This window comes from Pseudomonas asplenii, from assembly GCF_001293465.1.
In the GTDB taxonomy this organism is placed as follows: Bacteria; Pseudomonadota; Gammaproteobacteria; order Pseudomonadales; family Pseudomonadaceae; genus Aquipseudomonas; species Aquipseudomonas fuscovaginae_B.
Genome location: NZ_JSYZ01000011.1, coordinates 199,904 through 224,461 on the forward strand (window position 1 = coordinate 199,904; position 24,558 = coordinate 224,461).

Below are 24,558 nucleotides of genomic sequence, written 5' to 3' on the forward strand. Positions count from 1 at the left end.
AAGCTTTGCGCCAATTTGTGCAAAACCTGCGGAGGCGGGGGCTGAGTCAATGGGGCCGTGCTTGTCTGAACGAGCGCTGTCGCCAGCAAAGCCGCTTGCACCGGTGCAACTGCACCGCAGCTGTCATGGAATACCTGGGGGAGCGGGCTTGCCCGTGAACGGCTCAGCCTGCACGGTCAATGACTGTGCATCGAGCCCCGTGCCCCAGCCTGGTGCAAAATCAGGGCCTGGAGGCAAACACCTCGCCGATGCTGCGGCGCCTGGCCTGGGCCTCGCAAGCGCTGATCAACTGCTCCAGATCCTCGGCCGTCACATCGATGAACGCTTCCATCTGCGCCAGGGCCAGCTCCAGATCTTCACGGGTGATACCCAGGGGCTCGCCGGGGCGAGGAGGGTTGATAAAGGTCCTGGGCGGCTCGACATGCACCTTGGGGTAGCGCACCCGGGTCAGGTTGTTGTAGCCGATGGCAACCGCCAGCAGGCAGGTCGCCGCGAGCATCACCGGCTCCACGACCCGCCAGCCCAGGGCGACGGTATCCGGGTCGGCGATCACCATCAGCAGGGCGAGGGCCCCCGCTGGCGGGTGCAGGCAACGCAACAGGCACATGGCAAGCACCGCCAGGCACACCGCCAGACCGGCACTGCCCAGGCTGCGGTCGAGGAAATGCACCACCAGTATCGAGGCCAGGGTGGCGCACATGTAACTGCCGATGAGTGACCAGGGCTGGGCGAGGGCGCCCGAGGAAACGGCGAACAGCAACACCGCCGACGCTCCCAATGGCCCGATCAGGTGCAGCGCCACCGGCAGCCCGAACAGCCGGGCACAGGCCCAGACACTGATCAGGGTGCCCAGGGCCACGCCAATGGCGGCACGGCTCCATTCGGTGGGGCGGGTATTGAGCGAGGGCGGCAACAGACGGCGGGACCAGTGGGCAGGCATGTCGGGAACAATCCACTTCAAAGGCACGGGACAAAAAAGAAGGGCTTGCGCGACTGGCGCAAAGCCCTTTCAAGGTTCCTGAGTTGGGGGAAGGAACGGCACCAGTGTGCCGGTTCCTTGAATCGCTGGCTAATTCATAATAATGAGCTTCAAGTGCATTATTTTTGCAGTGAAGGGAGGCTGCGACCGGCCAGGTAGCACAGGCAGCCACCGACAGCGGTGAGGCCGCAGAGCGCGTAGAACATGCTGGGTGCAGGTGCGTTGATCAGCAGGTAGCCACAGATCACCGGGCTCATGGCGCCCCCCAGGGCCGCCAGGTTCTGCGCGCCCAGGTAGCTGCCGCGCAGGTGCTCGGGGGCGATGGTGTCGATGAACAGGTATTCGGCCGGGTAGATGATCATTTCCCCGAGGGTGAAGATGAACATGGCGATGCACCAGGACACCAGGTTGCCGGCCTGGCTGAAACCGATCAGGCCGATGATGAAGAAGGTGATGCCCATGCCCATCCAGTAGCGCAGTTGCTCGCGCTTGAGAAAACGGCCGATCTGGTACTGCAGCAGGATCACGCTGATGGCGTTGCAGGCCAGGATCGCCGACAGGGTCGTCAGGGCCTCCTGGCTGCTGTGGGTCACCAGCAGGTACTGGGACAGGTACAGGGTGTAGCGGCCATGGACGATGGTGTTGAGCAGGCAGCCGCCGGTGAACAGGATCAGCGTGCGGTCGCCGCGCAGGGTGCGCAGGGTATCGAGGAAGCTGACCGGCTTGCCCGGTGAGTCCCCGCTGCGCGGAGCGATGCCGAACATCAGGAACATGCTCGCGAAGGCAATGCCGGCCGCGATCAGGAACGGTGCCTGCGGATGGATCCCGGCAATCACCACGCCGAGCATGGGGCCGGTGGCATAGCCGACGTTGGTCAGGGTATAGCGCAGCGAGAACACCCTGGCCCGCTGGCCCATGGGCAGGTTCTCGCTGATGATCGCCTTGGAACCGATCAGGAACAGGGCCGAGGCGGCTTCGGTGATGACCAGGGTGAGGGTGGTCAGGTAGAGGTTCTGGGCGAAGGTCAGCAGGGTGAAGCCGACGGCGCTGGAGAGCATGGCCAGGATCAGCAACCGGCGCTTCTCCAGGCGATCGATGACATAGCCGCCATAGAGCGACATCAGGGTGGCGATGAACACCGCGATACCCAGCAGCAGGCCGACGTCCTGCTGGTTCAGGCCCAGCTTGCGGCTGAGGAACAGGGTCAGCAGCGGGCTGGTGATGGCGCGGCTGACGACGATGGTCACGGAGCAGATCATCAACCGGCGGATGACGAGGGAGTAGGTGGCCACTGGGGTGCTCGAGTCCTTGTTCTTGTGTGTTCGGCGAGTCGCTACGCCCGCGTCGCGGGCGTTCGCTCAGGGCAGGTAGGTCCGGTAGTGCCGCTCGTGGACCGCCGCCGGATGGTCCTCGGTCAGTGGCGCGGCAGTCTCTCGCCACCATTGCGCGACGTCCTCGGCGGTGGCGATCCACACGTCGTCATGTTCGCGGATGCCTTGCAGCAGCTCGCGCAGCATGCCGATGCGCCCGGGCGTGGCGATGATTTCCGGGTGCAGGCGCAGCACATAGCACAGGCCGAAACGGTGAAACCCGGCGAAGTCCATCTGCAGATTGCCCAGTGTGTGGCTGTAGGAGGCGATCCGCGATTGCGCCGGAGGGACGGCGGGGCTCAGGTTGAAGGCGAAATAGGGCTCGTCCTCCAGTTCGTAGTGCAGCGGCAACTCGATCAGCCCGGGCGCCGTCGGATGGGTGAACGGCAGGTCATCGCCACGCCATGAGGACGACCAGACGATGCCCTGGTCCCGCAGGGCCTCGGTAAAGCCTGGCTGCCAGTGACCGGCGGGAATGCGGAAGCCCCGCGGGCGTTGCCCGGTCAGGCTGGCCAGGCTTTCGCAGCCGCGGATCAGCGCGGCCTTCTGTTCGTCGAGGCTGAGCCGCTCATAGTCCTGGTGGCGGTAGCCGGCGCAGGCGATTTCATGGCCGCCAGCGAGGATCGCTCGGATATGCGCCGGGTTCTCTTCGGCGACGATGCCCGGAATGCACCAGCTGCTGGGCACCGCCAGCTCCTCGAACAGCGCAAGCAGCCGCTCGACCCCGCGCTGGGTGCCGTAGCGCCACACCGACAGGGTCTTGTCACGTCCGGCCACCTGCGGCGCCTGGGTGAGGATGCCGTGGATGTCGTTGTAGTCGACGGTGATCACCACCGCGCTGCGATAGGGCGCGGGCCAGGGGCTCTGAAACGGCGGCAGGGCGAGCGATTTGCGGATGAACTCAGCCATGATGATGCTCCTTGAGCCACCAATGGGCGACGTCGCGGCAGGTGGCAAACCACACGTCATCGCGCTCGCGCATGTGTTCGAACAGCCGTTCGAGCAACAGCAGGCGGCCTGGCTTGCCGGTGATCTTGGGATGGAACAGGGTGGTCAGGCACAGACCCTCGGCGGCGGCACCGTCGAACTCACGGCACCAGTTGTCCAGGCTCAGCTCATAGCTGGCGGTGCGGTCCAGGCCACTGGGAAAATCCGGGCCCCGGGTGTAGGCGATGGAGGCATAGTCATCCATCTCCCAGCGCCCGGGAATTTCCACCAGCGGCCGCTCGTGGCCGGGGACATTCACCAGGTAGGGGCGATCGTCGCCACGCATGCTGCTGGAATAGATCACGCCGTTTTCCACCAGCATCGCCGGCGTGTCGCTCTGCCAGTCGCCTGACGGTGTGCGAAAGCCTTCGGCGCGGATGTTCAGGTGTTGCCAGAACACCTCGCGGCATTTTTTCATTACGTCCTTCTGCTGCTGCAGCGAAAGGGCGTAAAAGGATTCGTGCTTGTAGCCGTGGTAGGCCACCTCATGTCCGCGCTCGACGATCGCCTGGCACTGCCGGGGCCAGTTCTCCACGACCCAGGCCGGGACGAAGAACGTGGTGGGCAGGGCAAACGCCTCCAGCAGGTCGAGCAGGCGCGGCAGCGCGCGATACGGGCCGTAGCCGCCGAAGCCGAAGTACTCGGGCTTGCGCCAGATCGAGTCGTCGAGCATGGCATCGCCGGTCGGGCCATCGAGGTCGAACGCCAGGGCCAGGCAGGCTTTGTGCCCATCCGGCCAGGTCGGGGTCGAGGACATGGGTGGTTGTTCCTTGTTTACACCAGCGCTTACTGGCCTTTATTGATGGCGACGCTGTCGACCGCACCGACCGACAGGTCCCATTTCTTCAGGATCGCCTGGTAGCTGCCGTCGGCGATCATGCCCTGCAGGGCAGCCTGGATGGCGTCACGCAGTTCGCGGTTTTCCTTGCTCACGCCAAGGCCGGTGAACTGCACGGTCATGGGTGTGCCGATGATCTTGAAGGTGTTCTTTTCCTGGGTCGTCAGGTACGGCAGGGTCTCGCTGCCCTGGACGGCGGCGGCGATCCGGCTCTGGCGCAGTTGCGCCCGGGCGTCGGCCGAACCTTCGGTGCCGATCACCTTGATCTGCTGGTCGGCCGGGCAGTGGGCGCTGCTCCAGGCGGCGATTTCCGCCGGGAAGGTGGTACGCCGGCTGGTACCCACGGTCCTGCCGCAGATATCGGTCATCTCGTTGATGTCCTTGTTCTTCTCCAGGGTGTAGAACTGCGAGCCGCTGGTGAAGTAATCGACGAAATCCACCGCCTTCTGCCGTTCCGCGGTGTCGGTCATGCCCGAGAGCACGATGTCCACGCGCTTGGTGGTCAGGGCGTTGATCATCTGTTCGAAGGAGGTCTCCTGCCACTTGATCTTCACGCCCAGGCGCTCGGCCAGGGCGTTGCCCAGGTCGAAGTCCAGACCGGTCAGCTCGTTGGTGGCCGGGTCCTTGAAGTCCATCGGTGGATAGTTGGGCACGATCGCCGCGACGATCTCGCCCTTGGCCTTGATGCTGGCGGGCAGCTCGGCAGCCCAGGTGAAACCGGAGGCCAGGAGGCTTGCGAGTACTGCGGGAATTGCGAGGTTCTTCATGGTCGTTCTCTTATGAAATGTTGTGAGGTTCAAATGGAACCTAGGTTCGAACGGCAGAAATGAAGCTTTGGGTGCGGGGGTTTTGTGGATTTATCAGTATTTCTTCGGGGCTTCCTTCCTCCACGATCTGCCCGCCGTCCATGAACACCATGCGATTGGAAACCTCGCGGGCGAAGCCCAGTTCATGGGTGACGACGATCATGGTCATGCCGGTGCGCGCCAGGTCGCGCATCACCGACAGCACCTCACCGACCAGTTCCGGGTCGAGTGCCGAAGTGGGTTCATCGAACAGCATCAGCTTGGGCCGCATCGCCAGTGCCCGGGCGATCGCCACCCGTTGCTGCTGGCCGCCGGACAGCTCGATGGGGTAGCTGTCGCGCTTGTGCGCCAGGCCGACCCGCGCCAGCAGTTCCAGGGCTTCGTCGGTCGACTCCTTGGGCGAACGCTTGAGGACCTGGACCGGACCTTCGATGATGTTTTCCAGCACGGTCATGTGCGGGAACAGGTTGAAGCGCTGGAACACCATGCCGGTGGCCAGGCGCTGGCGGGCGATCTGCGCTTCGTTGAGTTCGTGCAGCTTGTTGCCGACCACGCGGTAGCCGACCAGCTCGCCGTCGACCCAGAGGCCGCCCTTGTCGATCTTCTCCAACTGGTTGACGCAGCGCAGCAGGGTGCTCTTGCCCGAGCCGGACGGGCCGATGATGCACAGCACCTCGCCCTGTTCGACTTCGATGTTGACGTCCTTGAGGGCGTGGAACGAGTCGTAGTGCTTGTTCAGGCCGACAGCCTTGACGATGGTTCTCATGTTCGGTTTCTCCAGGACGCTTACGAACGCTTGCCGGCGCCGCGGGCGAATCGGCGTTCCAGGCGGCTTTGGGCAAAGGACAAGAGGGTGATCGCCAGCAGGTACCAGATACCGGCGACCATCAGCAGCTCCATCACACGGGCGTTGGCGTAGTAGATGTTCTGGGCGTTGTAGAGCAGTTCCGAGTACTGGATCACACTGGCAAGGCTGGTCGCCTTGACCATGCTGATGAACTCGTTGCCCACCGGCGGGATGATGATGCGCATGGCCTGGGGCAGGATGATCCGGCGCAGCGCCTGCAGGCGCGGCATGCCGATGGACTTGGCGGCCTCGTACTGGCCGGTGTCCACCGAGAGCAGGCCGGCGCGCACCACCTCGGCGGTGTAGGCGCCCTGGTTGATGCTCAGGCCCAGCAGGGCGGCGACGAAGGGGGTCATCAGGCTGACGGTATCGACCTGGAACAGCCCGGGAATCCCTACGGTAGGGAAGATCAGCGCCAGGTTGAACCACAGCAGCAGTTGCAGGATCAGCGGCGTGCCGCGGAACAGCCAGGTGTAGGCGATGGCGACATAACGCAGGATCGGGTTGCTCGACATGCGCATGATCGCGGTGATGACGCCGAAGAAGATCCCCAGGATCATCGCCAGCACCGCCATGACCAAGGTGTTCAGCAGGCCGGTCAGGATCGACCTGGCGCTGAAGAACTGGCCGATGTATGACCATTCGATCTGGCCGTTGGCGAAAGCGCGGACCAGTCCGGCCAGGGCGATGACGATCAGGGTGGCGAAGAATATCCGCCCGTAGTAGCGCCGTGGCACATGCTCGTACTGGGTGATGTCGAACTGGTTCTCGGCCTGCTTGCGCTCGGCGAGCAGGCGATCCGCCTGGGTCTGGCTCATGGTATGTCTCCGTCTGCGGCGCCAGGGGCGCCGCCAGTATTTCTGCCTTGGATCACCGCCCCCTGTAGGAGCCGGGCTTGCCCGCGAAGCTTTTGGCGGCCTCAAGGGCCCATTCGCGGGCAAGCCCGGCTCCTACAGGGGAGGGGGTTACGGGATCGGGTGTTGGGTCAGAGGCGCAAGCCCGCGTAATGGGTGGTCCATTGCTGTTGCACGGCCAGGGCCGCCTTCAGCCGGGCGATCTGCTCGCGCACCTGCTGCGGTGCGGTACCGCCCCAGCCGCTGCGGGCGCCGATAGCCGCTTCCAGGGTCAGGCAGTCGCGGACGTCCGGGGTCAGCCGGCTGTCGATTTCGGCCAGCAAGGCCGGGCTTGCGTCCCACAACTCGAGGTCGCGGGCTTCGCAGGCCTTGACCAGCGCGCCGGTGATTTCGTGGGCCTCCTTGAACGGTACGCCTCGTACCGCCAGCCAGTCGGCGACTTCGGTGGCCAGGGCGAAACCCAGCGGCGCCTGGCGCCGCAGTTCCTCGACGTTGACGGTCATGGTCGCGACCATTCCGGCCATGGCCGGCAGCACCAGCAGCAGGGTGTCGACGCTGTCGAGCACGCCGTTCTTGTCTTCGCTCAGGTCGCGGTTATAGGACAGCGGCAGCGACTTGAGGGTCGAGAGCAGGCCGGTGAGATTGCCGATCAGGCGACCGGCCTTGCCCCGGGCCAGTTCGGCGATATCCGGGTTCTTCTTCTGCGGCATGATCGAGCTGCCGGTGGCATAGGCGTCGTCCAGGCTGACCCAGCGGAACTGCCGCGACGACCACAGGCAGAACTCCTCGGCCAGGCGCGAGATGTTGATACCCAGCATGCTGGCGACGAACAGGAACTCGGCGACGTGGTCACGGCTGGCCACGGCGTCGATGGAGTTTTCACAGACCCCGTCGTAGCCCATCTCGCGGGCCGACTGCTGCGGCTGGCGGGCGATGGCCGAACCGGCCATGGCCGCGGCGCCGAGTGGCGAAAGGGCGGTGCGGGCATCCCAGTCGATCAGCCGCTGGACATCGCGCAGCATCGACTGGGCGTGGGCCAGCAGGTGGTGGGCGAAGACGATCGGCTGGGCCTGCTGCAGGTGGGTGAAGCCCGGGCAGATGCTTTCCATATGCTGTTCGGCCTGTTCCACCAGGGCCTGTTGCAGGGCCAGCACTTCACTGGCCAGGGTGCGTACGTGGTCACGCAGGAATAGCCGCAGGTCGTTGGCGGTCTGGTCGTTGCGCGAGCGGCCGGCCCGCAGCTTGCCGCCCAGGGCGCCTAGGCGTTCGGTGAGCAGGCGCTCGATGAAGGTGTGCACGTCCTCATCGTCGAGGGTCGGGGCGATGCGCCCGGCCTGGAACTCCTCGCCGATCCGGTTCAGGGCCTCGACCAGGCTGCGGGTTTCCTGCTCATCGAGCAGACCGGCCCGCTGCAGTTCGTGGGCATGGGCACGGGAGCCGGCGAGGTCATAGGGCGTCAGGCGGAAATAGCGTTCCGGGCAGCGCGACAGGGCGGCCAGGGCCGCGGCCGGGCCGCTTTTGAAACGGGCCCCCCAGAGGCGATCGGTGGCTTGGGTCATTATTGTTTTCCTCACACGAATTGAATGTTCGATGCACCGCCGCAGCCCGCCTGCGGATGGCTCGGAACCGGCCTGCGGCGGGTGGGTCATGCATTGTTCAAGAGGGCAGTTACAGCGTAAGGGAACCGATCGCAATGTCGGTTTTTGAATACCTGGAGTCAGCGGGTTTTCGCTGATTTGCAGAATTTTGTTGTGGTTGCCAAGCCTTGTTTTCTGTGGTCATTATTATTAACCGGCTATGTTTTTCTTGTGGGACAGATCCTGGTTAATAGGCGGTTCGAGGTCAATAAGCATTATGGAAACCCAACTTTCCACTTCTGGAAACCCATCGGCGAAACCGACTCAGAGAGCTCCCCTGGCGCTCAGTGGACTGGATTTCAAATTGCTCAAGGTGTTCAAGGCGGTGGTCGAGGCCGGTGGCTTCAGCGCCGCCCAGAATGAGCTGAACGTTGGCCTCGCGGCCATCAGCAAGCAGATCTCCGACCTGGAGATTCGTATCGGCATGCGCCTGTGCACCCGTGGCCGGGAAGGTTTCTGCCTGACTGAAGAAGGTAGCCTGGTGTATCAGGCATCCATCGAGTTGTTTGCTTCGGTGGACAAGTTTCGAGACCGGCTTAGTTCTGCGCAGAATGAACTGATAGGGGACCTTGGTATTGGTGTCGTGGATAATACCATTACCGATCTTAATTCTCCGTTAGTTGCTGCGCTGCGAACTATCAACGAGCAGTCGCCGAAAGTAAGGCTGCGCCTGCATGCGGCACAGCTGGATGAAGTGGAAAGAGGGGTTGTCGAAGGCCGGTTCATTGCCGGAATAGTTCCGGTTTATCAGAAAAGGGAAGAGTTCGATTACTTCAATCTGTACGAGGAACTGTCCGAGGCTTATTGCGCTGTCGGTCATCCGTTGTTCGACCTCGACGATTCGCTGATCGATACCGATGTGCTGCGCAATCATCCGTTCATCAATCACCGGTACGCGATTCACCGCGACAAGCTGAACTTCGTCGGCCACGACAGCCATTCGGCCTCGGCGTCCCAGGTCGAAGCGGTGGCGATGCTGATCCAGACCGGGCGTTTCGTCGGCTTCCTGCCCCAGCACTATGCGGCCGCGCAGGTTGCCAGGGGCCAACTGCGCGCCTTGCGGCCGGAGACCATTCGCTTCAACACACCATTCAATCTGATCCTGCGCCACAACACGACACGCGGTCCGCTGATCAAGGCATTTGCCCAGGCCCTGGGCGTGGATCTCAAGGTACCCGCTCAGGTTCTTGCAGAGGCTGCCGGTGTTCGTTCAAGTTCGGACCGTTGATGGATTTATTGCAAGTCGGCGCCAGGGTACGAATGGGTCGGGCGCGGCTGTTGGTAGTGCCCGCGATAGTTAAGGCTTTATTCGGGCAAACTTGCGTTTCCTTGCCGGCGCGTCGGCGCAGGGAGCAATGGAAAGTCAAAACGCTTGCGCTCGCCAGCGGACTGTTGCAAAAGTCGGGAAGGGGATGTTGGCCGGGTAAGGAGACGCCCCGGCAATTGCCTTCTGTTAATTAATACCCTTGTTGCTCGCCGAACCGTCTTGCCAACCATGCCCGGCTCATTCCAGCAGTCGTACGAAACCCGGTTGCAATCCGAATACCTCGACCCCTTCCTGGGTCGCCTGCCCGGTCGTGATGGGCACCTGCCTGATCGGCTGGCCCGGCGCCTCGCGATAGTCCACCCGCATGCCGCTGGCATCGTGACGGATCGCCGCCGCGGGCAGGACGATCGCCTGGTCGTTGCGATAGGTGACGATGGTCAGCCGGGCACTCATGCCCAACCGCACCCGTTGCAACTGCTCGCGGGTCAGCTTGGGAATCGACAGCGTCACCGGAAACTGCGCACTGCCGCCCGGCACATCGTTGGGCAGGGCCAGGCTGCTGACGATATCGACCGAGCCGCTGAGCCGCTCGCCGTCGAAGCCGTCGCCGAGGATCTCCACGCTCTGCCCCGGATGCAACTGGTTGATATCCAGCTCGGAAACCTTGCTGACGATCTTCAATTGCTCGATGTTCGCCAGGCCGAACAGTACCTGCCCCTGGCTGACCCGGCTGCCGGTCTGCACCGGTGCCGAATTGCTGTTGGACGAGTTTTGCGAACCGTTGCCGCCCGGCGGGGGGACGACGATGCCGGCGAACGGTGCGGTGACGTCCTTGCCGTCGAGCAGGGCCTTGAGCGTCTCGTACTTGACCGTGGCGTTGGTCAGTTCCATATCGGCGATCTGCCGGTATTCGCCCTTGCCCTGGTCCAGCGCCTGCTGCAGCTCGCCTTCGGCGGCCGTCAGGTCCATGCGCTGGCTCTGCAATTGCTGCTGCAGGTCCTGCAGTTCATTGCGCGGGATGATACCGCGGTCGAACAGGTTCTGGCTTTCGCCCAGCTTGCGTTCGGTGTTGCTCAGCGTCATCTGCGCGCTGCGCAGGCTGCGCCGGGCCCGCGCGACCTGCTGGCTGTTGCTCCAGTCCTGCAGTTCCTGCACCGAGCGCCGCGCCTTGAGCTGGGCCGACAAGGCGTCGCGCAACTGGATCTCGAGCAGGCCCGGGTCCATCTGCAGCAGGGTCTGCCCGGCCTCGACCCGTTGTCCCTGTTCCACCAGGATCGCGCGTACGTTGCCTTCGAACGGGGCGGTCAGGATGATGGTCTTCTGTGGCTCGATCTTGCCCACCAGGCCGATCTGGTGCACCAGCGGTGCGGGCTGCACCGGTATCCAGCGGTCATCCCCGGACTGGTCGGCGGCGGGCGCACGCAGGGTGGTGACCACGACACCGGCCACCGCCAGCGCGAGCAGCAGCCCCGCGCCCTGTATCCAGCGCTTGCGCCGAATCTGCTTGTCAGTAGTCATTGAGTGCAATGTCCCAGCTCTCCAGTGTCATGCCCAACGTCAGGTCGAGCTGCGTCTGGGCGTTCAGGTAGGCGATCAGTGCGGTGAGGCGCGAGCTCTCGGCGTTGCGCAGGTCGCCTTCATAGCTCAGCACCTGGAAGTTGCTCGAGCGTCCGGCACTGAGCTTTTCCCGCTCGATATCCAGCTTGCGGCGGGACAGGTCCACCGCACGCCGGGCGATCTCGTACTGTCGCCAGCGGGTGCCGAGGTCGCGAACCACGTCATTGACGCTACGCTCCAGGGCCTGGCGGGCGTCGGCCTGGATCAGTTCCTGTCTTTCCACGTCGACCCGTGCATGCACCTCGGCCTGGCGGGTACTCAGGTCGCCGATGGGGATCTGCACCTGGACCCCGGCATAGCTGTCCCAGCGCCGCGAGCCGTTGCTGCCGACGTCATTGTCGAGGCGGTCGCGAATCTGGTTGGCGCCGGCCACCAGCGACACGTCCCAGCGCCCCTGATCCTTGGCGATCACCAGGTTGAGGTCGGCCTGCTGGCTGCCCAGCAGGGTGGCCAGGTACTCCGGCTGCTGGACCTTGGCCACCCGCAGGGCATCCTGCTTGTCGATGTTGACCTGCGAGGCCTCCAGCGCTTCGCTGGCACGGATCTGCGTCGACAGGTCCAGGGCCAGCAGGCGCAGCAGCGACAGGCGGTTGATGTCCACCTGGTTGCGGGCTTCCTCCACCCCCAGTTCCTGGGTGGCGATATCGGCTTCGGTCTGGACGATCTCGAACTCGGCCATGCGCCCGGAGGCGATCAGCGCCTTGTTCACCTCCAGCAGGGCCCTGGCGCGCTTGAGTGCGTCCTGGGTGATGGTCAATTGTTCCTGGGACCTGAGCAGTTCCCGGTAGGCGGTGATGATGTCGCTGATGGTCTGCGACACGCTGGTCTTGAGGTTGAGCCGGTTGATCTGCTCGGATATGCGGGCCAGGCGCAGCGGCGCGGTGGTCACGTCCCAACCGGCGCCGCGCATCAGGGGCTGGATGATCGCCAGGTCGAGGCCGTCGCTGCGATAGCGGCCGGCGACGTCGGCATTGTTCAACTGCTGGGTCCAGGCCATGCTCAGGCGCGTGCCGTACTCACCCAGCAGGCTGGCGGTCGGCGACAAGGTGGTATTGCGTGCGCTGTCCTCCGAACCCTTGGTCGTCCGGTATTGTCCGGAGAGCAGCAGCTTGGGGTTGAAGGTGTCCTCGGACACCCGCAGGTCGAACTTCTGGGCGATGCGCTGCAGGTAGGCGCTGCGGATGCCGCGGTTGTTGCGCAGGCCCAGGTAGACCGCGTCGCCCAGGGTCAGGTTGGTGATCTGCTCGCTGAGCAGCACGCTGCGGGTCTGGTTGTTGCGCAGCGACGGCGCCGACGGCTGGCCCACCAGCGGGCTGGCGGCGAAGGCCTGGCAGCAGAACAGGCAGAGCAGGGTGGCCGTCCATGGCCTGCGTCTATTCATCGCGCAGCGCCTCCACCGGTTGCAGGTGCGAGGCCGAGATGGCCGGATAGAGCCCGAAGAACAACCCGACCAGCAGGGTGCTGCCGACCCCCAGCGGCAACGAGGCGGCGGCCAGGGAAAACTGCCAGTCGGACAGCCGGGCATAGAGGTAGGCCGCCGTGACCCCGAGGATCGCCCCGGACAGCGCGCCCACCGCCGTCAGCGTCACCGCCTCGAGCAGGAACAGGTTGCGAATGTCCCGCCGCCGTGCCCCCAGGGCCATGCGGATACCGATCTCCCGTCGGCGCTCGGACACATTCATCAGCATCACGTTCATGACCCCCACGCCACCTCCCACCAGCGAAATGCCCCCCAGGGCCATCAGCAGGTAACCGAAGGTCCGGCTCTGCCGCGTCATGCCGTCGATCATCTGCTGGGGAATCTGCACTTCCACTTCGCGCCCGCGCAAGGTGCTTTTCAACGCCGCGGTCAGGTCGCCGGCGACGGCTTCCATGTCCTGGTCGACGGCGGCCCGGGCAACCACGCTGGTGATCTGCGGCGAATCGACGATGCGGCGCATGCCGGCCAGCGGCAGGAACAGCGAATCGTCGGTCTGTACCGGAATCAGCGCGGCCGCCGGTTGGCTGTGCAGGATCCCGATGACCTGGAACAGATAGTCGTTGAGGCGGATCCGGTCACCGACGCGCAGGGGCAAACCGGCGCTGCCCAGGGTTTGGGCGATATGGTCGCCGACCACGACATGGGTTTCACCCTGGTCGAAATCGGCAAGGAAGCGACCCTCGCGCAGCTTCAGGCGCATGGTGCCGGCCAGTTGCGCGGTAGTGCCGACCCAGTTGGTATTGCTGCCATGGCCCCGGAACACTGCGGACCCGCTGGACAGCGCGATCGGCGCCAGGTACAGCAGGGAAGGCACCATCGCCTGCAGGCGCGCGGTGTCGATACTGGCGGGCATCGGCTCGCGCAGGTCGGCACTGCCGGGAAACTGCGCGGCCAGGGTGTCGGTGCCCATGTCCTTGAAGATGGCCGCCGCTTCCTGCGCCGCGTTATGGCCGATATTGATCAGTGCCACCACCGACGAACTGCCGATGACGATTCCCAGCAGCGCCAGTATCGACCGCTTGCCCAGGGTGCGCAGGCTGACGAACGCCTCGTGCAGCAACTGGCTGGCACTCTGCTGGACCTGCAGGCTCATGCCGGACACGTCTCGTGCACGACGCCATGCTGCACCCGGATCTGCCGATGCAGGCGCTCGGCGATGTGCGGGTCGTGGGTGACGATGATCAGGGTGACCTGGCGCACCCGGTTGAGCTCCAGCAGCAGGTCCATGATTTCCCGCGCCGTGCTGCTGTCCAGGTTGCCGGTCGGTTCGTCGGCCAGGATCACCGAGGGCTCGCCGACCAGCGCGCGGGCAATGGCCACCCGCTGACGCTGGCCGCCGGAAAGATCGGCCGGGCGATGGTGGGCGCGCTCGCCGAGACCGACCTGTTCGAGCATCGCCCTGGCCCGCGCCAGCGACTCGCCGCGCGGCACGCCACGGTAACTCAGGGGCAGGGCGACGTTGTCGAGGGCGTCCAGGCGGGGCAGCAGGTTGAAACTCTGGAACACGAAGCCGATCTGCTGATTGCGGATGGCCGCCAACTGGTCGGGGCTGGCACTGAAGATATCGTGCCCGGCGAAGTGGTAGCGGCCGCTGTTGGGCAGGTCGAGCAGGCCAAGGATATTGAGCAGGGTGCTTTTGCCGGAGCCGGAAGCGCCGAGGATGGCGCAGCTTTCACCGGCGTCGATGGACAGCGAGACATCCTTGAGGATGGTCAAGGGTTGCTCGGCGAGTCGATAGGTCTTGCCGATGCCTTGCAGGCAGATGAGGCCTTTGTGAGCGGTCGTGTCAGTCATTACGCAGAGCGCCGGCAGGCCCGTCCGCGATCCAGCCGCTGCCTGAGCGCGTTGCCAGTGTCCAGGCATGTTGCAAGGCAGGATCAGGCACAGGTTTTGTTTTCCTATTTTAAAATTTTGTTTGAATAGTATCCGCGATCCCGCTCCGATGCCAGCGGTTCGGCGCAACGAAAAGGGCTGTCTGGGCTTGCGATTTTGTGACAAGAGGAAACACTTTTTTGACACATTCCATCGTATTTTTCGTGAGTCTTCTATTGCCTTGCGCGAGGGTAGCGAATCCGCGAGAAGCTTGCGTTCCAAGGCTTTCAGAGGTATAAAAAATCAAATTTATTTTTAAAACGCTGTTCGTTCGGTCAGCTATCTCCTTGCAAAGGCTTCCCATCCATGGTCGCAAAGAAACTCAGCGCTCCCAATGTCACCAAGACTCGCTTGCTGGACGCCACGGAAGAACTGTTTACCAAGTACGGCTATGACGCCGTGCTGCTGCGCCAGATCACCGAACGAGCCCAGGTCAACCTGGCCGCCGTGAACTACCACTTCGGGGACAAGGACTCGCTGATGACGGCGCTGCTCGAACAGCGCCTGGGCCCCCTCAACGAACAACGCCTGGAACTGCTGGCCCGCTGCGAAGAGCAGGCTGACGGCCCGCTGGACTGCGAGACCCTGCTCGGCGTGCTGTTCGCCCCGGCGATGGGCCTGGAGCGCAGTGGCTCCGGTGAGCAAGGGCGGTCCTTCGTGCGTTTTCTCGGGCGGGTCTACAGCGATACTTCGCCCTTCATCCAGGAATACCTCAAGGAACACTACCAGCCGGTGTTCGAGCGTTTCTTCAATGCCTTCGCCCTGGCCTTGCCGGACATGCCGCGCAACGAGGTCGGCGTACGCCTGCAGTTTGCCCTCAAGGCCATCTCCGGGGTGATCGCCGGTACCGAGCTGCGCTTTCTGATGCAGGCCATGAGCCTCGGCCGGCCGGCGACGGATGCCGAGGTCATGGCCAAGCTGATCAGCCTGGTGTCGGCGGCGATTCATGCGCCGATGCAGGACCAGCAGGCGACCAGCGCCCTGGACCGGGTATTGGAAACCCAGCACGAAATCCGCCAGGGTCACTCGGCGGGCGCCAAGGTGGCGAGCAAGTAGCGCGGTTCATGGCGCTGCCCGGTCGGCCGTGGGCGCCTGGCCGGGCTGGCCGATCAGCACATCCTCGAAGAACCCGCCGATGGCCTCGGTGGGGTGACGCAGCTGGATCTCCAGCACCCAGAGCCTCTCGCTCGGCACGATGTCCAGATCCGCCAGGGTCGCGGGACCGTGCAGGGCGTGGGGAAAGTCGGTCAGTCGGTGGCCGGCGAGATTGCGTTCCAGCAGCCAGCCCTTGGCTTCGGCACGAGCCTGGGCGAAGTCGTACAGCTCGCGCCCGCTCAAACCGCCGCGCCAGGCCTGGCAGGTCTCCTCGAAGACTTCATGCAGGGCCTGGGTGCAGGCCTTGTGCAGTGGGTGGTCACCGAAGACGAACGTGTCACCGTAGTCGCCTTCATAACCATCCCAGACCGGGCCGAGGTCGACCACGGCGATATCGGTTGCCTGCAGCCTGCGCTGCAGATCCATGCCCTGGCGTGGTACGCGGATGGTATCGGGGCCGAAGCGCACGTAGGTCGGGTGCCAGGTGTGGGAGGCGCCCATGGCTTTCAGGTGCTGGTTGGCCATTTCCAGGGCTTCGCCGGTGGTCATGCCGACCCTGAGCTTGCTGACGATCTGGGCCAGGGCGCGTACCGACTGTTCGCGGGCCGCCAGCATGCCTTCCAGGGAGTAACGCGGGCCGACCTGCTCCAGCACCGGGTCCCGTGGCCGTGCAGTGGAGGCGACGCCACCGGGCACGAAGGCCTCGGCGATGAACCGCTCTGGCGCCAGCCCGGCGGCGAGGCACTGGCTGCGCACCTCGCTGATCATCCGGCTGTTGCCGCAGGCGTAGACCTGCGCATCGGCCCAACGATGCCCATGCTGCAGCGCCACCTGTTGCAGCCGCACCTGTGTGGACAATACCGCGAACCAGCGCAGTCGCGGATGTGCCCGGCTGGCGGCATCGAGGAATTCGCGATCGTAGAGGTCCTCCGCGCTCGATCCACCCCAGTACAGGGTGACTTCAGCCCCGTCGGCCAGGGCCCTGAGCAGCAGTGGCTTGATGCCGGCGTAGCCGGTGCCGCTGGCGAACAGCACGACCGGGCGCTGGCCATCGGGTTGCCAGGTGCAGGCCCCGAACGGCCCCTCCAGCGCCAGGCGCTGGCCGTTGTGCAATGAGTCGAGAACGCCTTCGGAAAAGACCCCACCCGGCACCCGACGAATATGGAACACCAGTCTGCCCTGGTCCTGTTCCGGCAGGTTGGCCACGGAAAAGCAGCGGCTGTCACCGTTATCGAGGCGAAACCTCAGGTACTGGCCGGCCCGCACTCGCAAGATATCGGTCGTTTCGGCCTGCAGCACCAACTCGCTGATATCGTGGCTGAGTGCGCGCTTGCCGAGCACCACGGCCGGGATTTCCAGGGTTGGCGTATCCAGCGACCAGCCGGGAATCTCCAGGCGCATATCGTTGCAGGCATGGCTCTGGCACAGCAGCGCCTCATCGGCGGCGAGAGGGAAGGAGGGCTGCGGATCGTCCGGGCCGAGCCGCTTGTCCCGGCGTTCGCCGCTGAGCACCTTGACCTTGCACGAGCCGCAGGCGCCGCGGCGACAGGAAAACGGCACCGGCAGACCGCTGGCGAGCATGGCGTCGAGCAACAGCTCGTCGCCGGCACTGAAGGTTTTGCCCGAGGGCGACAGTTCGATGACATGGCGATGGGGATGCATGGCGACCTCGGCACAGGGAAGACCCTCATTGTTGCGGTAGACTAGGACCATTAAAACCTCCAGTTCTGGAAACTTCAGATGGTCCAGTTGCGTAAATGGCGGCCCTTGCTCAATCTCGATGCGGACCCGGGCCAGGCGTCCTATCGGCGGATCGTCGAAGGCCTGATAGCGGCCATCCGCGAGGGGCGCCTGCAACCCGGCAGCCTGTTGCCGGGCACACGGGAAATGGCGCAATTGCTCGACGTCAACCGCAAGACGGTGATCCTCGCGTACGAGGAGGCCATCACCCAGGGCTGGCTGGTCAGCGAAGCGCGCCGCGGCACCTTCGTCAACACGCAACTGGAAGCGATTGCGCCGTGCCAGGGCATAGCCCGGGACTTCGCTCCACGCCTGCTGACGGAACCGCCGGTGCCTTACCTGCAAGCCAGCCGTCGCGACCTGGCACTGCAGCGCCTGCCCGGTGCGCTGTTCTTCGACAACGGCGCCTCCGACCATCGCCTGCTGCCCCAGGCCGTACTGCACCGTTACTACCGCAATGCCCTGCGCAGCAGTTTTGCCGCCAACACCGTGCGTCATGGCAGTGATGGCAGCGATGACCTGTTGCGCACGGCCCTGGCCGAGATGCTCAGGAACAATCGCGGGTTATCGGTGAGTGCCGAGAACATCTGCCTGACCCAGGGCACTCAGATGTCGCTGTACCTGGCGGCCAGCGCGCTGATCCGGCCGGGTGACGTGGTGCTGGTGGAGCGCCTGAGTTATCCGCCGGCCTGGGCGGTGTTTCGTGCCCTGGGGGCCCGGCTGGTGACGGTCGACATCGACAGTGAAGGCTGCCAGGTGGACCAGATCGAAGCCTTGTGCCAGCAACACCGGGTGCGCATGATCTACCTCACGCCCCATCACCAGTTCCCGACCACCGTCAGTCTGCGCGCCGAGCGGCGGCAGAAGCTGCTGATGCTGGCCCGGCGTCACGACTTCTGCGTGATCGAGGAGGACTACGATCACGAATACCATTTCGAGGGCCGGCCCTATCTGCCGCTGGCCAGCGATACCGGGCAACGACATGTGATCTATGTCGGTTCGTTGTCCAAGGCCCTCGGCTCGACCTTTCGCTGCAGCTTCGTCGTGGCGCCGGTCAATGTGATCCAGGTGCTGGAGCAGCGCAGCGCGCTGGTGGTGTCCCAGGGCGACGCGGTGATGCAGACGATGCTGGCGGCACTGATCAACGACGGCGAACTGAAAAAGCATCTGCGGCGGGTGTCGAAAACCTATCGGCAGCGGCGTGAAGTGCTTCAGGACAGCCTGATGAAGGCCTTCGGCGAGCGCATAGCCATCCGCCAGCCCCAGGGCGGCCTGGCTCTCTGGGTGGATTTCGAGGCCGGGACGGACGTCGACCGGCTGGTCGCACAGGCTCTGGAGCACAAACTGGTGGTGCGCAGCGGACGGCAATTCTCGCCCCTGGATCTGCCGGAGAACGGCCTGCGCCTGGGGTTCGCCTCGCTGGATACGGACGAAATCCGCGAGGCCGTGCAACGCCTGGCGCAGGCCTCACGGCACGCCGTTCGCCAACAGCAGCCAGGCGTCAAGGCTGCAGCAGAATCGCTTCGGCCAGTTCCTGGTCGGTGGCCTGCAGGCCCGGATGTTCCTGGCGAATCTGCCTGAGAGCCGCTTCCAGGTAGGCGCCGCGTATCGCGCCGCCACTGGCGATGAAGCTGGAGGCCTCATCGCGGGAAGGGGCCACCGTCTTCTTGTCCTTCTTGAAGGTGGAATAGAGCGACGCCGATATCCCGGCCGAGGTCGCAATATCACCGGCATCGACCCTGGCGAGGGCATGACCGGCAGGAAGCAGGGCAGCAATTGAAATGACCAGCACTACGCGACGCATGATCGTACGCTCCTGGAATTCAGGGAAGGTGTTACACCTTAGAGCGTAGTTGTTGGCGCAGCACGGCATCGCCCGCTTATCGGACGCGGACCGTCAGCGCCGCACCGACCGCCAGGCCGCTTCGGCCAGCTCGTGGCGGTAGGTCCGTGGGGAGTGCTCGACCCGCCCGGCCAACCAGGCCCGGCAATAGTTTTCCGCCGGGCCGACAATCAGCGAAAGCAGCAGCTCCCTGGGAATCTCCAGCCGTTCATCGCCATCGACCGTGGCCGCCAAGCGCTCGCGCAACTGTCGGTTGCGGACCTTGTTGCGGGCCGCCAACTCATCGGCGAACGGCCCCTTGCTCACCACGAACCGCGCCTGGTACTGGAAGCGCGCCCATTGCGGCTGGTCGTCGACCCAGTCCACATAGCTGTGGACCAGGCCCTGCAACAGTTCCTTGAGGGTTCGCGCCTTGGCCAGGTGGGTCTCGCGCAACCGGGCCTGGTCATCCAGCGCGGCGAAGAACAGGGCCGCGACCAACCCCTCCTTGTTGCCGAAGTGGTGATAGATCGCCCCCACGCTGGTATCGCAGGCCACCCGGATGGTCTCGATGGTGCTGGCCTCGATGCCCTGTTCGTTGAAGCACGACAGCGCCTGCCTGAGGATCGCCCGTTTCAGTTCGGCCCTGCGGCCCGGGTAGCAACGTTCCAGCAGATCGGGATTTTCCATCGGGGGCAGCCTTGTAGTGGGCGGGAGAGGGCGCGGGGCCCGGTTCGGGAAACCGGTCTAGCTTGACAGATTTTTCCGATGCGGAATATTGTTCTTTTACAGAATAATATTCTGTTTAATTCGTTCACCTTCTGGAGAGTTGCCAAATGAGTCAATCCCTGAACATGTTCACAGCGGTAGGGCCGGAGAAATTCAGCCAGATGACCTGCCAGATGGCACCGTATTTCAGCACCATCGAGCCGTTGGTCAGTGAGCTGCGTACCGGGCATTCGGTGGTACAGGTGCCCTTTCGCCGGGAAATCACCAATCACCTGGGCACCGTCCACGCCATTGCCCTGTGCAATGCCGCCGAACTGGCGGCGGGGCTGATGACCGATGTCTCGATTCCCGCTGGTGCGCGCTGGATTCCCAAGGGCATGAGTGTCGAGTACCTCGCCAAGGCGAAGACCGCCGTACGCACCGTGGCCGATGGCAGTGCGGTGGACTGGCTGACGCCGGGTGACAAGATCGTGGCGGTCGACACTTTCGATGAGGCGGGCGTCAGGGTGTTCACGGCGCGGATCACCATGAACGTCAAGCTGTCCTGAGGGCTGAAAGGGCCCATGAACGGCGCCGCTGCTCGTGTGCCATTTTGTCGCACCGGCCGACGTCGGCAGGGCGACAGTGGTAAATTGCCTGCCCATGACCTCCTTTCTTCCCCCGGGAACATTCAGGCGCCGCACTGGAGCCTGGCTGAGCCTGTTCGCCATGCTGCTGGTGTTCGCCGGCCCGTTGATCGGGCAGGTGTCCAGCCAGGCCCGTGCGCCGCAGGTGACCCTGGAGGATCTCTGTGGTGGCCCTCCAGCAGGTTCCGGCCTGTTGCCGGAGCGCAGTCCCGCACCTTCCCCGCATCACCTCGCGCTCTGGGAAAAATGCGGCTATTGCTCGCTGCTGTTCCAGCATCCGGCATTGGCCGATTCCCATGGCGCGCTGTTCCTGGGCCCAGTCCCGCCGCCCGGCTACCCCGGTATTGCGTTCAGCCCGCAGCGGGCCGTCGCGCCGGTCTTTCCCGGCTCCCGCTCGCGTGCGCCACCCCGGGCCCGTGCCTGATCCATCCTTGTCAATCGTGGTCGGCAGCGTGACTGTGCGCAGTGGCGCCAGAGCAGCAGGCCACCACCCCTTGCGTTGCACAAAGGCTACCTAGAGGGCCGTTTACATGAATGAGTTATTGACTCGCCGCCAGGTCGTTGCCGGCCTCGGGGTTCTCGGGCTTGGATTGCTGGCCGGCTGCGACAGCTCCGGCAAGCTGACCTACAAGTACGGCAAGGACCTGAGCGACGAGATCCTCGGGCGCAAGTTCAAGCTCAAGGACACCCAGGGCAACGTCACCCTGCTCGGCAGTTTCAGCGGCCTGATGCCGATGATCTTCTTCGGCTTCACCCAGTGCCCGGCGGTTTGCCCGACGGCGCTGGCTCGCGCGGCCCGCGCCAAGAAACTGATGGGCCCGGACGGCGACAAGCTGCAGGTGGTATTCATCACCCTCGACCCGGAGCGCGACACGCCGCAGGTGCTCGACGCCTACGTCAAGGCGTTCGACCCGAGCTTCGTCGCCCTGTACGGCACCCTGGAAGAAACCGCGCAGACCGCCAAGGAATTCAAGGTGTTCTACGAAAAGATCCCGGCTGGCGACAGCTATACGCTGTCCCACACCGCGACCAGTTTTGTCTACGACAGCCGCGGTCGTCTGCGTCTGGGCCTGTCGCCGTCGCTGACCGCCCAGCAATGCGCGGAAGATCTGCTCACCGTCATGTCGGTCTGCTGACAGGCGCTAGCTAGAAAAATTCGAGATAATCAAATGAAGTCATTGAAATATATAGTTTTTTCAATTTTTGGAATGATCAGCCTGCACGCTTCGGCACACACCCTGGTGCAAGACGCCTGGGTCCGTGCCACCGTGCCGGGACAACCCTCCACCGGTGCCTTCATGCGCATCACTTCGGCTGAAGGGGGCAAGCTGCTGGAGGCGAAATCGCCCGTCGCCAGACTGGTGCAGATCCACGAGTCGAAGATGCAGAACGACATCATGAGCATGCAGCCGGTCGCTTCCGTCGAGTTGCCAGCCGGCAAAGCCGTCGACATCGCACCCGAGGGTTACCACATCATGCTGATGAACCTGGTCGGTCAGGTGAAGGAGGGTGACAGTGTGCCGCTGACCCTGGTGGTCGAGAACGCCAAGGGCGTGAAGGAGTCGATCGAGGTCAAGGCCACGGCCCGGGCCCTGACCGAAATGCCGATGCACGATCATGGCAATATGACTCACTGACAAACCTTTTGCGGTTTCGGCAGAAAACGCCCCGGCAGGTCGAACCTGTCGGGGCGTTTGCATTGGCGGCCGCTGTCTGGTGTATCACAGTGTATCCGGGGTCGCCATTGATACATTGGCCGGCTTTTCGAGGGTTTGCGGACACCTGCGCGATACATGGCTGCGATTGACTGTGAAGCCTCCCAGGCACACAGGAAATGCTGACATGAAATGGCTTTATAGCGGATTGGCTGCGACAGGCGTGGCCCTGTCGGTGGGTATCGCCCTGGCGGCACCGACATCGAACAGTGCGGCCAATGCGGAAAATTCTTCGCCGATCTATGGCGTGACCATCCCCGATGGCTATCGCCAATGGGAACTGGTGGCACCTTCACTGCAAGGACCGCCGCTGAACGAACTGCGGGCGATCCTCGGCAACCCGACTGCGCTCAAGGCCTATCGCAGCAACGACACCCGCCCGTTCCCCGACGGCACCATCCTCGCCAAACTGGCCTGGAAACACATGCAGTCGCCCGAGGCGGCCAGTGCCCTGGTCCCGGCGGACTCGACCACCGTGCAATTCATGGTCAAGGATTCGAAGAAATATGCCGCCACGGGCGGTTGGGGTTTTGGCCGCTTCATCAACGGCAAGCCGGCCGATGTGAGCCAGCATGAAACCTGCTTCGCCTGTCACCAGGCCTTGGTCAAGGATCGCGACTACGTGTTTACACGATTGGCGCGTTGAAGGCAGCTCGTTCGCGCGAATCCCAAAACCGGATCAGCCAGCCGCTTGCGCTTCTGGCTGATCCGGTTTTGGCGCTGTTCCCCGCTGGCCCATTCGCGGGCAAGCCTGGCTCTTACAGAGCTGCGGCATTCACAATATCCTGGTACACCGAGAGACTGTAGGAACAGGGCTTGTCGGAACGTCGTACCGCCGCGAAGCTTTTGCTGTTGATCTCGCTTTGGCTTTTGCCTTGGCTTTTGATCTTGCTTTTGATCCACCGGCCCCGTTCCCAGCCGGCTGAGTGGAGGTCCTGTTTCGAGAGTCGCCCGGCAGGGATGCCGGGCGAGCCGTGTTGGGCCATGGATGGCCCGTCACGGCGTGCTCTCGAAACAGGGCCGGAGCGAAGGAACCCCTCGCGTAGCGAGGGGCCAATGGAGGGGCAAGCGTTTTTGGTTACTTTTGCCGCTTGGCAAAAGTGACTCGCCCGTGAAGGGCGAAACCGACACATCAGCTAAACGCGCAAATGGATATGCCCACGAGGAAAGCCTTGACGCCAAGGCCCCAGCGAGCAACCGCTAACCTTGACCAACCCGCCGCTCCATGACCCGAGCCAGCACCGCCAGATCCATATCCCCCTCGCCATGTTCGACCGCATCGCCCAGGTTGTCCCGAATCAACTCCGCACTTGGCATCGGCACCGAAACACTGCGCGCCGCCTCCAGAATCAGATTGACATCCTTGAGCCCCAACACCGCCTTGAACGCCGCATTCCCATATTCACTGCGGCCGATCAGCGCCCCATACCCGGAGTAGACCGGCCCCGGAAAGATCGTGGTCGAAATCAGATCGATCAGCGCCGCCGACTCCAGGCCATGCCCCTTGACCAGGCTGGCCGCCTCGGCCATGGCCTCGACTGCGGACACCAGCAGAAAGTTGGTCGCCAGCTTCATCGCATTGGCACTGGCCACACGCTCACCCAGGCGCCAGGTCTTGCGCCCGATCAGGTCGAACAGCGGCTGCACCTGATCCAGCGCCGCCGCCGGCCCCGCAGCCAGGATATTCAGGTCCCCGGCAATCGCCACATTCGGCCGGCCCATCACCGGCGCGGCGATATAGGTCAGCCCCCGGGCCTGGTGCAACCCGGCCAGTTCCTCGGCAAAGTCCACCGCAATGGTCGCCAGGTTCACGTGAATCAGTGGCGCCCTGAGTTCATCGAGCAAACCGGAGTCGAGCAGCACCGAACGCATCGCCTGGTCATGGGCCAGCATGCTGAACACCACGTCCACTTCGAAGGCCTGGCGCGGCTGCATGGCCGCCTGGGCGCCGAGTTCCACCAGTGCCCGCACCGGTGCGGGCGAACGGTTCCACACCCACAGTTCATGGCCGGATTTCAGCAGGTTGCTGGCGATGGCCTGGCCCATGCTGCCCAGGCCGACGAAACCGATTTTCATGAAGACACACTCCTGACGAAAGGGGATGGCATGGACGGCATCCGCCGCCCGACACGCTATTGAGCACAGCGGCAAGCGTCTTGAGTATGTCAAGAATCCTCCAGCATGCCTCGAAAGGTATCGGCTGCCGACTTCGATACATTGCCATACAGTGCAAACGCCGTAATGGCCTGGGTCGCACGCGGTTCCGCGCCCTGCATG

24 protein-coding genes are annotated in these 24,558 nt (G+C 64.0%); 8 read left to right on the forward strand and 16 right to left on the reverse strand.

Annotated features, from left to right (window positions below):
* Positions 1 to 220: 220 nt before the first annotated feature.
* From PF66_RS16540 to argH, 8 genes are all read right to left on the reverse strand, one after another.
* A complete protein-coding gene (locus tag PF66_RS16540) occupies positions 221 to 940 on the reverse strand; it encodes an HPP family protein (protein WP_054063288.1) in 720 nt (239 codons plus the stop codon).
* Positions 941 to 1,098: 158 nt separating this feature from the next.
* The gene (locus PF66_RS16545; RefSeq protein ID WP_054063289.1) at positions 1,099 to 2,271 is read right to left on the reverse strand and encodes an MFS transporter; all 1,173 of its coding nucleotides are present in this window, start codon (positions 2,269 to 2,271) and stop codon (positions 1,099 to 1,101) included.
* 66 nt (positions 2,272 to 2,337) lie between these two features.
* Complete coding sequence (locus tag PF66_RS16550; RefSeq protein WP_054059512.1) at positions 2,338 to 3,258, reverse strand: polysaccharide deacetylase family protein; 921 nt, start codon at positions 3,256 to 3,258, stop codon at positions 2,338 to 2,340.
* A complete protein-coding gene (locus PF66_RS16555; RefSeq protein WP_054063290.1) occupies positions 3,251 to 4,093 on the reverse strand; it encodes a polysaccharide deacetylase family protein in 843 nt (280 codons plus the stop codon). The genes PF66_RS16550 and PF66_RS16555 overlap by 8 nt, the downstream gene beginning before the upstream one ends.
* A gap of 29 nt (positions 4,094 to 4,122) precedes the next feature.
* On the reverse strand, positions 4,123 to 4,941 hold the full coding sequence (locus PF66_RS16560) for an ABC transporter substrate-binding protein (protein WP_054059510.1): 819 nt from the start codon (positions 4,939 to 4,941) through the stop codon (positions 4,123 to 4,125).
* A 40-nt stretch (positions 4,942 to 4,981) separates the two neighbouring features.
* Positions 4,982 to 5,746, reverse strand: a complete 765-nt coding sequence (locus tag PF66_RS16565) for an amino acid ABC transporter ATP-binding protein (RefSeq protein ID WP_054059509.1) — start codon at positions 5,744 to 5,746, stop codon at positions 4,982 to 4,984.
* A gap of 20 nt (positions 5,747 to 5,766) precedes the next feature.
* Positions 5,767 to 6,645 carry an amino acid ABC transporter permease gene (locus tag PF66_RS16570; RefSeq protein ID WP_054059508.1) on the reverse strand — a complete coding sequence of 293 codons (879 nt, stop codon included), beginning with the start codon at positions 6,643 to 6,645 and terminating at the stop codon, positions 5,767 to 5,769.
* 167 nt (positions 6,646 to 6,812) lie between these two features.
* Positions 6,813 to 8,240, reverse strand: a complete 1,428-nt coding sequence (gene argH / locus PF66_RS16575) for an argininosuccinate lyase (protein ID WP_054063291.1) — start codon at positions 8,238 to 8,240, stop codon at positions 6,813 to 6,815.
* Positions 8,241 to 8,535: 295 nt separating this feature from the next.
* Between argH and PF66_RS16580 the strand changes: the two genes are divergently transcribed.
* Positions 8,536 to 9,546 (forward strand): LysR family transcriptional regulator, encoded by a 1,011-nt coding sequence (locus PF66_RS16580; protein ID WP_054059507.1) that lies wholly within the window; start codon positions 8,536 to 8,538, stop codon positions 9,544 to 9,546.
* A 276-nt stretch (positions 9,547 to 9,822) separates the two neighbouring features.
* Here the strand turns inward: PF66_RS16580 and PF66_RS16585 are convergent, their stop codons facing one another.
* The 4 genes from PF66_RS16585 to PF66_RS16600 are packed head-to-tail and all read right to left on the reverse strand — an operon-like array spanning position 9,823 to position 14,476.
* Complete coding sequence (locus PF66_RS16585; protein ID WP_054059506.1) at positions 9,823 to 11,103, reverse strand: efflux RND transporter periplasmic adaptor subunit; 1,281 nt, start codon at positions 11,101 to 11,103, stop codon at positions 9,823 to 9,825.
* Positions 11,093 to 12,583 (reverse strand): TolC family protein, encoded by a 1,491-nt coding sequence (locus tag PF66_RS16590; protein WP_054063292.1) that lies wholly within the window; start codon positions 12,581 to 12,583, stop codon positions 11,093 to 11,095. Before PF66_RS16590 ends, PF66_RS16585 begins: the two co-directional genes overlap by 11 nt.
* Complete coding sequence (locus tag PF66_RS16595; protein WP_054063293.1) at positions 12,576 to 13,775, reverse strand: ABC transporter permease; 1,200 nt, start codon at positions 13,773 to 13,775, stop codon at positions 12,576 to 12,578. The genes PF66_RS16590 and PF66_RS16595 overlap by 8 nt, the downstream gene beginning before the upstream one ends.
* Positions 13,772 to 14,476, reverse strand: a complete 705-nt coding sequence (locus PF66_RS16600) for an ABC transporter ATP-binding protein (RefSeq protein WP_054059503.1) — start codon at positions 14,474 to 14,476, stop codon at positions 13,772 to 13,774. The genes PF66_RS16595 and PF66_RS16600 overlap by 4 nt, the downstream gene beginning before the upstream one ends.
* Positions 14,477 to 14,860: 384 nt before the next feature.
* Here PF66_RS16600 and PF66_RS16605 point away from each other — a divergent pair, with 384 nt between their 5' ends.
* The gene (locus PF66_RS16605; protein WP_054059502.1) at positions 14,861 to 15,610 is read left to right on the forward strand and encodes a TetR/AcrR family transcriptional regulator; all 750 of its coding nucleotides are present in this window, start codon (positions 14,861 to 14,863) and stop codon (positions 15,608 to 15,610) included.
* A 6-nt stretch (positions 15,611 to 15,616) separates the two neighbouring features.
* On the opposite strand, the gene PF66_RS16610 is transcribed toward PF66_RS16605, so the two are convergent.
* Positions 15,617 to 17,389, reverse strand: a complete 1,773-nt coding sequence (locus tag PF66_RS16610) for a M24 family metallopeptidase (RefSeq protein WP_054063332.1) — start codon at positions 17,387 to 17,389, stop codon at positions 15,617 to 15,619.
* Between PF66_RS16610 and PF66_RS16615 the strand changes: the two genes are divergently transcribed.
* Positions 17,390 to 18,970, forward strand: a complete 1,581-nt coding sequence (locus tag PF66_RS16615; RefSeq protein ID WP_081006025.1) for a PLP-dependent aminotransferase family protein — start codon at positions 17,390 to 17,392, stop codon at positions 18,968 to 18,970.
* On the opposite strand, the gene PF66_RS16620 is transcribed toward PF66_RS16615, so the two are convergent.
* Entirely contained in the window at positions 18,891 to 19,193 is a 303-nt protein-coding gene (locus PF66_RS16620) for a DUF2388 domain-containing protein (RefSeq protein WP_054063294.1), read from the reverse strand. The two genes, PF66_RS16615 and PF66_RS16620, sit on opposite strands and share 80 nt — an antisense overlap.
* A gap of 93 nt (positions 19,194 to 19,286) precedes the next feature.
* The gene (locus PF66_RS16625) at positions 19,287 to 19,901 is read right to left on the reverse strand and encodes a TetR/AcrR family transcriptional regulator (protein WP_054063295.1); all 615 of its coding nucleotides are present in this window, start codon (positions 19,899 to 19,901) and stop codon (positions 19,287 to 19,289) included.
* A 146-nt stretch (positions 19,902 to 20,047) separates the two neighbouring features.
* Here PF66_RS16625 and PF66_RS16630 point away from each other — a divergent pair, with 146 nt between their 5' ends.
* The 5 genes from PF66_RS16630 (at position 20,048) to PF66_RS16650 (ending at position 22,927) form a co-directional block, all read left to right on the forward strand.
* Positions 20,048 to 20,488 (forward strand): hotdog fold domain-containing protein, encoded by a 441-nt coding sequence (locus PF66_RS16630; RefSeq protein ID WP_054063296.1) that lies wholly within the window; start codon positions 20,048 to 20,050, stop codon positions 20,486 to 20,488.
* A gap of 94 nt (positions 20,489 to 20,582) precedes the next feature.
* Entirely contained in the window at positions 20,583 to 20,990 is a 408-nt protein-coding gene (locus PF66_RS16635) for a DUF2946 domain-containing protein (RefSeq protein WP_081006023.1), read from the forward strand.
* A 106-nt stretch (positions 20,991 to 21,096) separates the two neighbouring features.
* A complete protein-coding gene (locus tag PF66_RS16640; protein ID WP_054059497.1) occupies positions 21,097 to 21,702 on the forward strand; it encodes an SCO family protein in 606 nt (201 codons plus the stop codon).
* Between the two features lie 72 nt (positions 21,703 to 21,774).
* A complete protein-coding gene (locus PF66_RS16645) occupies positions 21,775 to 22,203 on the forward strand; it encodes a copper chaperone PCu(A)C (RefSeq protein WP_081006022.1) in 429 nt (142 codons plus the stop codon).
* A gap of 205 nt (positions 22,204 to 22,408) precedes the next feature.
* On the forward strand, positions 22,409 to 22,927 hold the full coding sequence (locus PF66_RS16650; RefSeq protein ID WP_054063297.1) for a cytochrome P460 family protein: 519 nt from the start codon (positions 22,409 to 22,411) through the stop codon (positions 22,925 to 22,927).
* A gap of 554 nt (positions 22,928 to 23,481) precedes the next feature.
* Here the strand turns inward: PF66_RS16650 and PF66_RS16660 are convergent.
* A complete protein-coding gene (locus tag PF66_RS16660) occupies positions 23,482 to 24,357 on the reverse strand; it encodes an NAD(P)-dependent oxidoreductase (protein WP_054063299.1) in 876 nt (291 codons plus the stop codon).
* Between the last annotated feature and the right edge of the window lie 201 nt (positions 24,358 to 24,558).

Bases quoted from the DNA above. Each gene is read 5' to 3' on its own strand.
- PF66_RS16615 (WP_081006025.1), top strand. From the start codon at position 17,390: ATGGTCCAGTTGCGTAAATGGCGGCCCTTGCTCAATCTCGATGCGGAC.
- PF66_RS16555 (WP_054063290.1), bottom strand. From the start codon at position 4,093: ATGTCCTCGACCCCGACCTGGCCGGATGGGCACAAAGCCTGCCTGGCC.
- PF66_RS16550 (WP_054059512.1), bottom strand. From the start codon at position 3,258: ATGGCTGAGTTCATCCGCAAATCGCTCGCCCTGCCGCCGTTTCAGAGC.
- PF66_RS16580 (WP_054059507.1), top strand. From the start codon at position 8,536: ATGGAAACCCAACTTTCCACTTCTGGAAACCCATCGGCGAAACCGACT.
- PF66_RS16660 (WP_054063299.1), bottom strand. From the start codon at position 24,357: ATGAAAATCGGTTTCGTCGGCCTGGGCAGCATGGGCCAGGCCATCGCC.
- PF66_RS16570 (WP_054059508.1), bottom strand. From the start codon at position 6,645: ATGAGCCAGACCCAGGCGGATCGCCTGCTCGCCGAGCGCAAGCAGGCC.
- PF66_RS16650 (WP_054063297.1), top strand. From the start codon at position 22,409: ATGAAATGGCTTTATAGCGGATTGGCTGCGACAGGCGTGGCCCTGTCG.
- PF66_RS16645 (WP_081006022.1), top strand. From the start codon at position 21,775: ATGATCAGCCTGCACGCTTCGGCACACACCCTGGTGCAAGACGCCTGG.
- PF66_RS16640 (WP_054059497.1), top strand. From the start codon at position 21,097: ATGAATGAGTTATTGACTCGCCGCCAGGTCGTTGCCGGCCTCGGGGTT.
- PF66_RS16540 (WP_054063288.1), bottom strand. From the start codon at position 940: ATGCCTGCCCACTGGTCCCGCCGTCTGTTGCCGCCCTCGCTCAATACC.
- PF66_RS16560 (WP_054059510.1), bottom strand. From the start codon at position 4,941: ATGAAGAACCTCGCAATTCCCGCAGTACTCGCAAGCCTCCTGGCCTCC.
- PF66_RS16635 (WP_081006023.1), top strand. From the start codon at position 20,583: ATGACCTCCTTTCTTCCCCCGGGAACATTCAGGCGCCGCACTGGAGCC.
- PF66_RS16600 (WP_054059503.1), bottom strand. From the start codon at position 14,476: ATGACTGACACGACCGCTCACAAAGGCCTCATCTGCCTGCAAGGCATC.
- PF66_RS16630 (WP_054063296.1), top strand. From the start codon at position 20,048: ATGAGTCAATCCCTGAACATGTTCACAGCGGTAGGGCCGGAGAAATTC.
- PF66_RS16620 (WP_054063294.1), bottom strand. From the start codon at position 19,193: ATGCGTCGCGTAGTGCTGGTCATTTCAATTGCTGCCCTGCTTCCTGCC.
- PF66_RS16595 (WP_054063293.1), bottom strand. From the start codon at position 13,775: ATGAGCCTGCAGGTCCAGCAGAGTGCCAGCCAGTTGCTGCACGAGGCG.
- PF66_RS16585 (WP_054059506.1), bottom strand. From the start codon at position 11,103: ATGACTACTGACAAGCAGATTCGGCGCAAGCGCTGGATACAGGGCGCG.
- PF66_RS16565 (WP_054059509.1), bottom strand. From the start codon at position 5,746: ATGAGAACCATCGTCAAGGCTGTCGGCCTGAACAAGCACTACGACTCG.
- PF66_RS16625 (WP_054063295.1), bottom strand. From the start codon at position 19,901: ATGGAAAATCCCGATCTGCTGGAACGTTGCTACCCGGGCCGCAGGGCC.
- argH (WP_054063291.1), bottom strand. From the start codon at position 8,240: ATGACCCAAGCCACCGATCGCCTCTGGGGGGCCCGTTTCAAAAGCGGC.
- PF66_RS16605 (WP_054059502.1), top strand. From the start codon at position 14,861: ATGGTCGCAAAGAAACTCAGCGCTCCCAATGTCACCAAGACTCGCTTG.
- PF66_RS16590 (WP_054063292.1), bottom strand. From the start codon at position 12,583: ATGAATAGACGCAGGCCATGGACGGCCACCCTGCTCTGCCTGTTCTGC.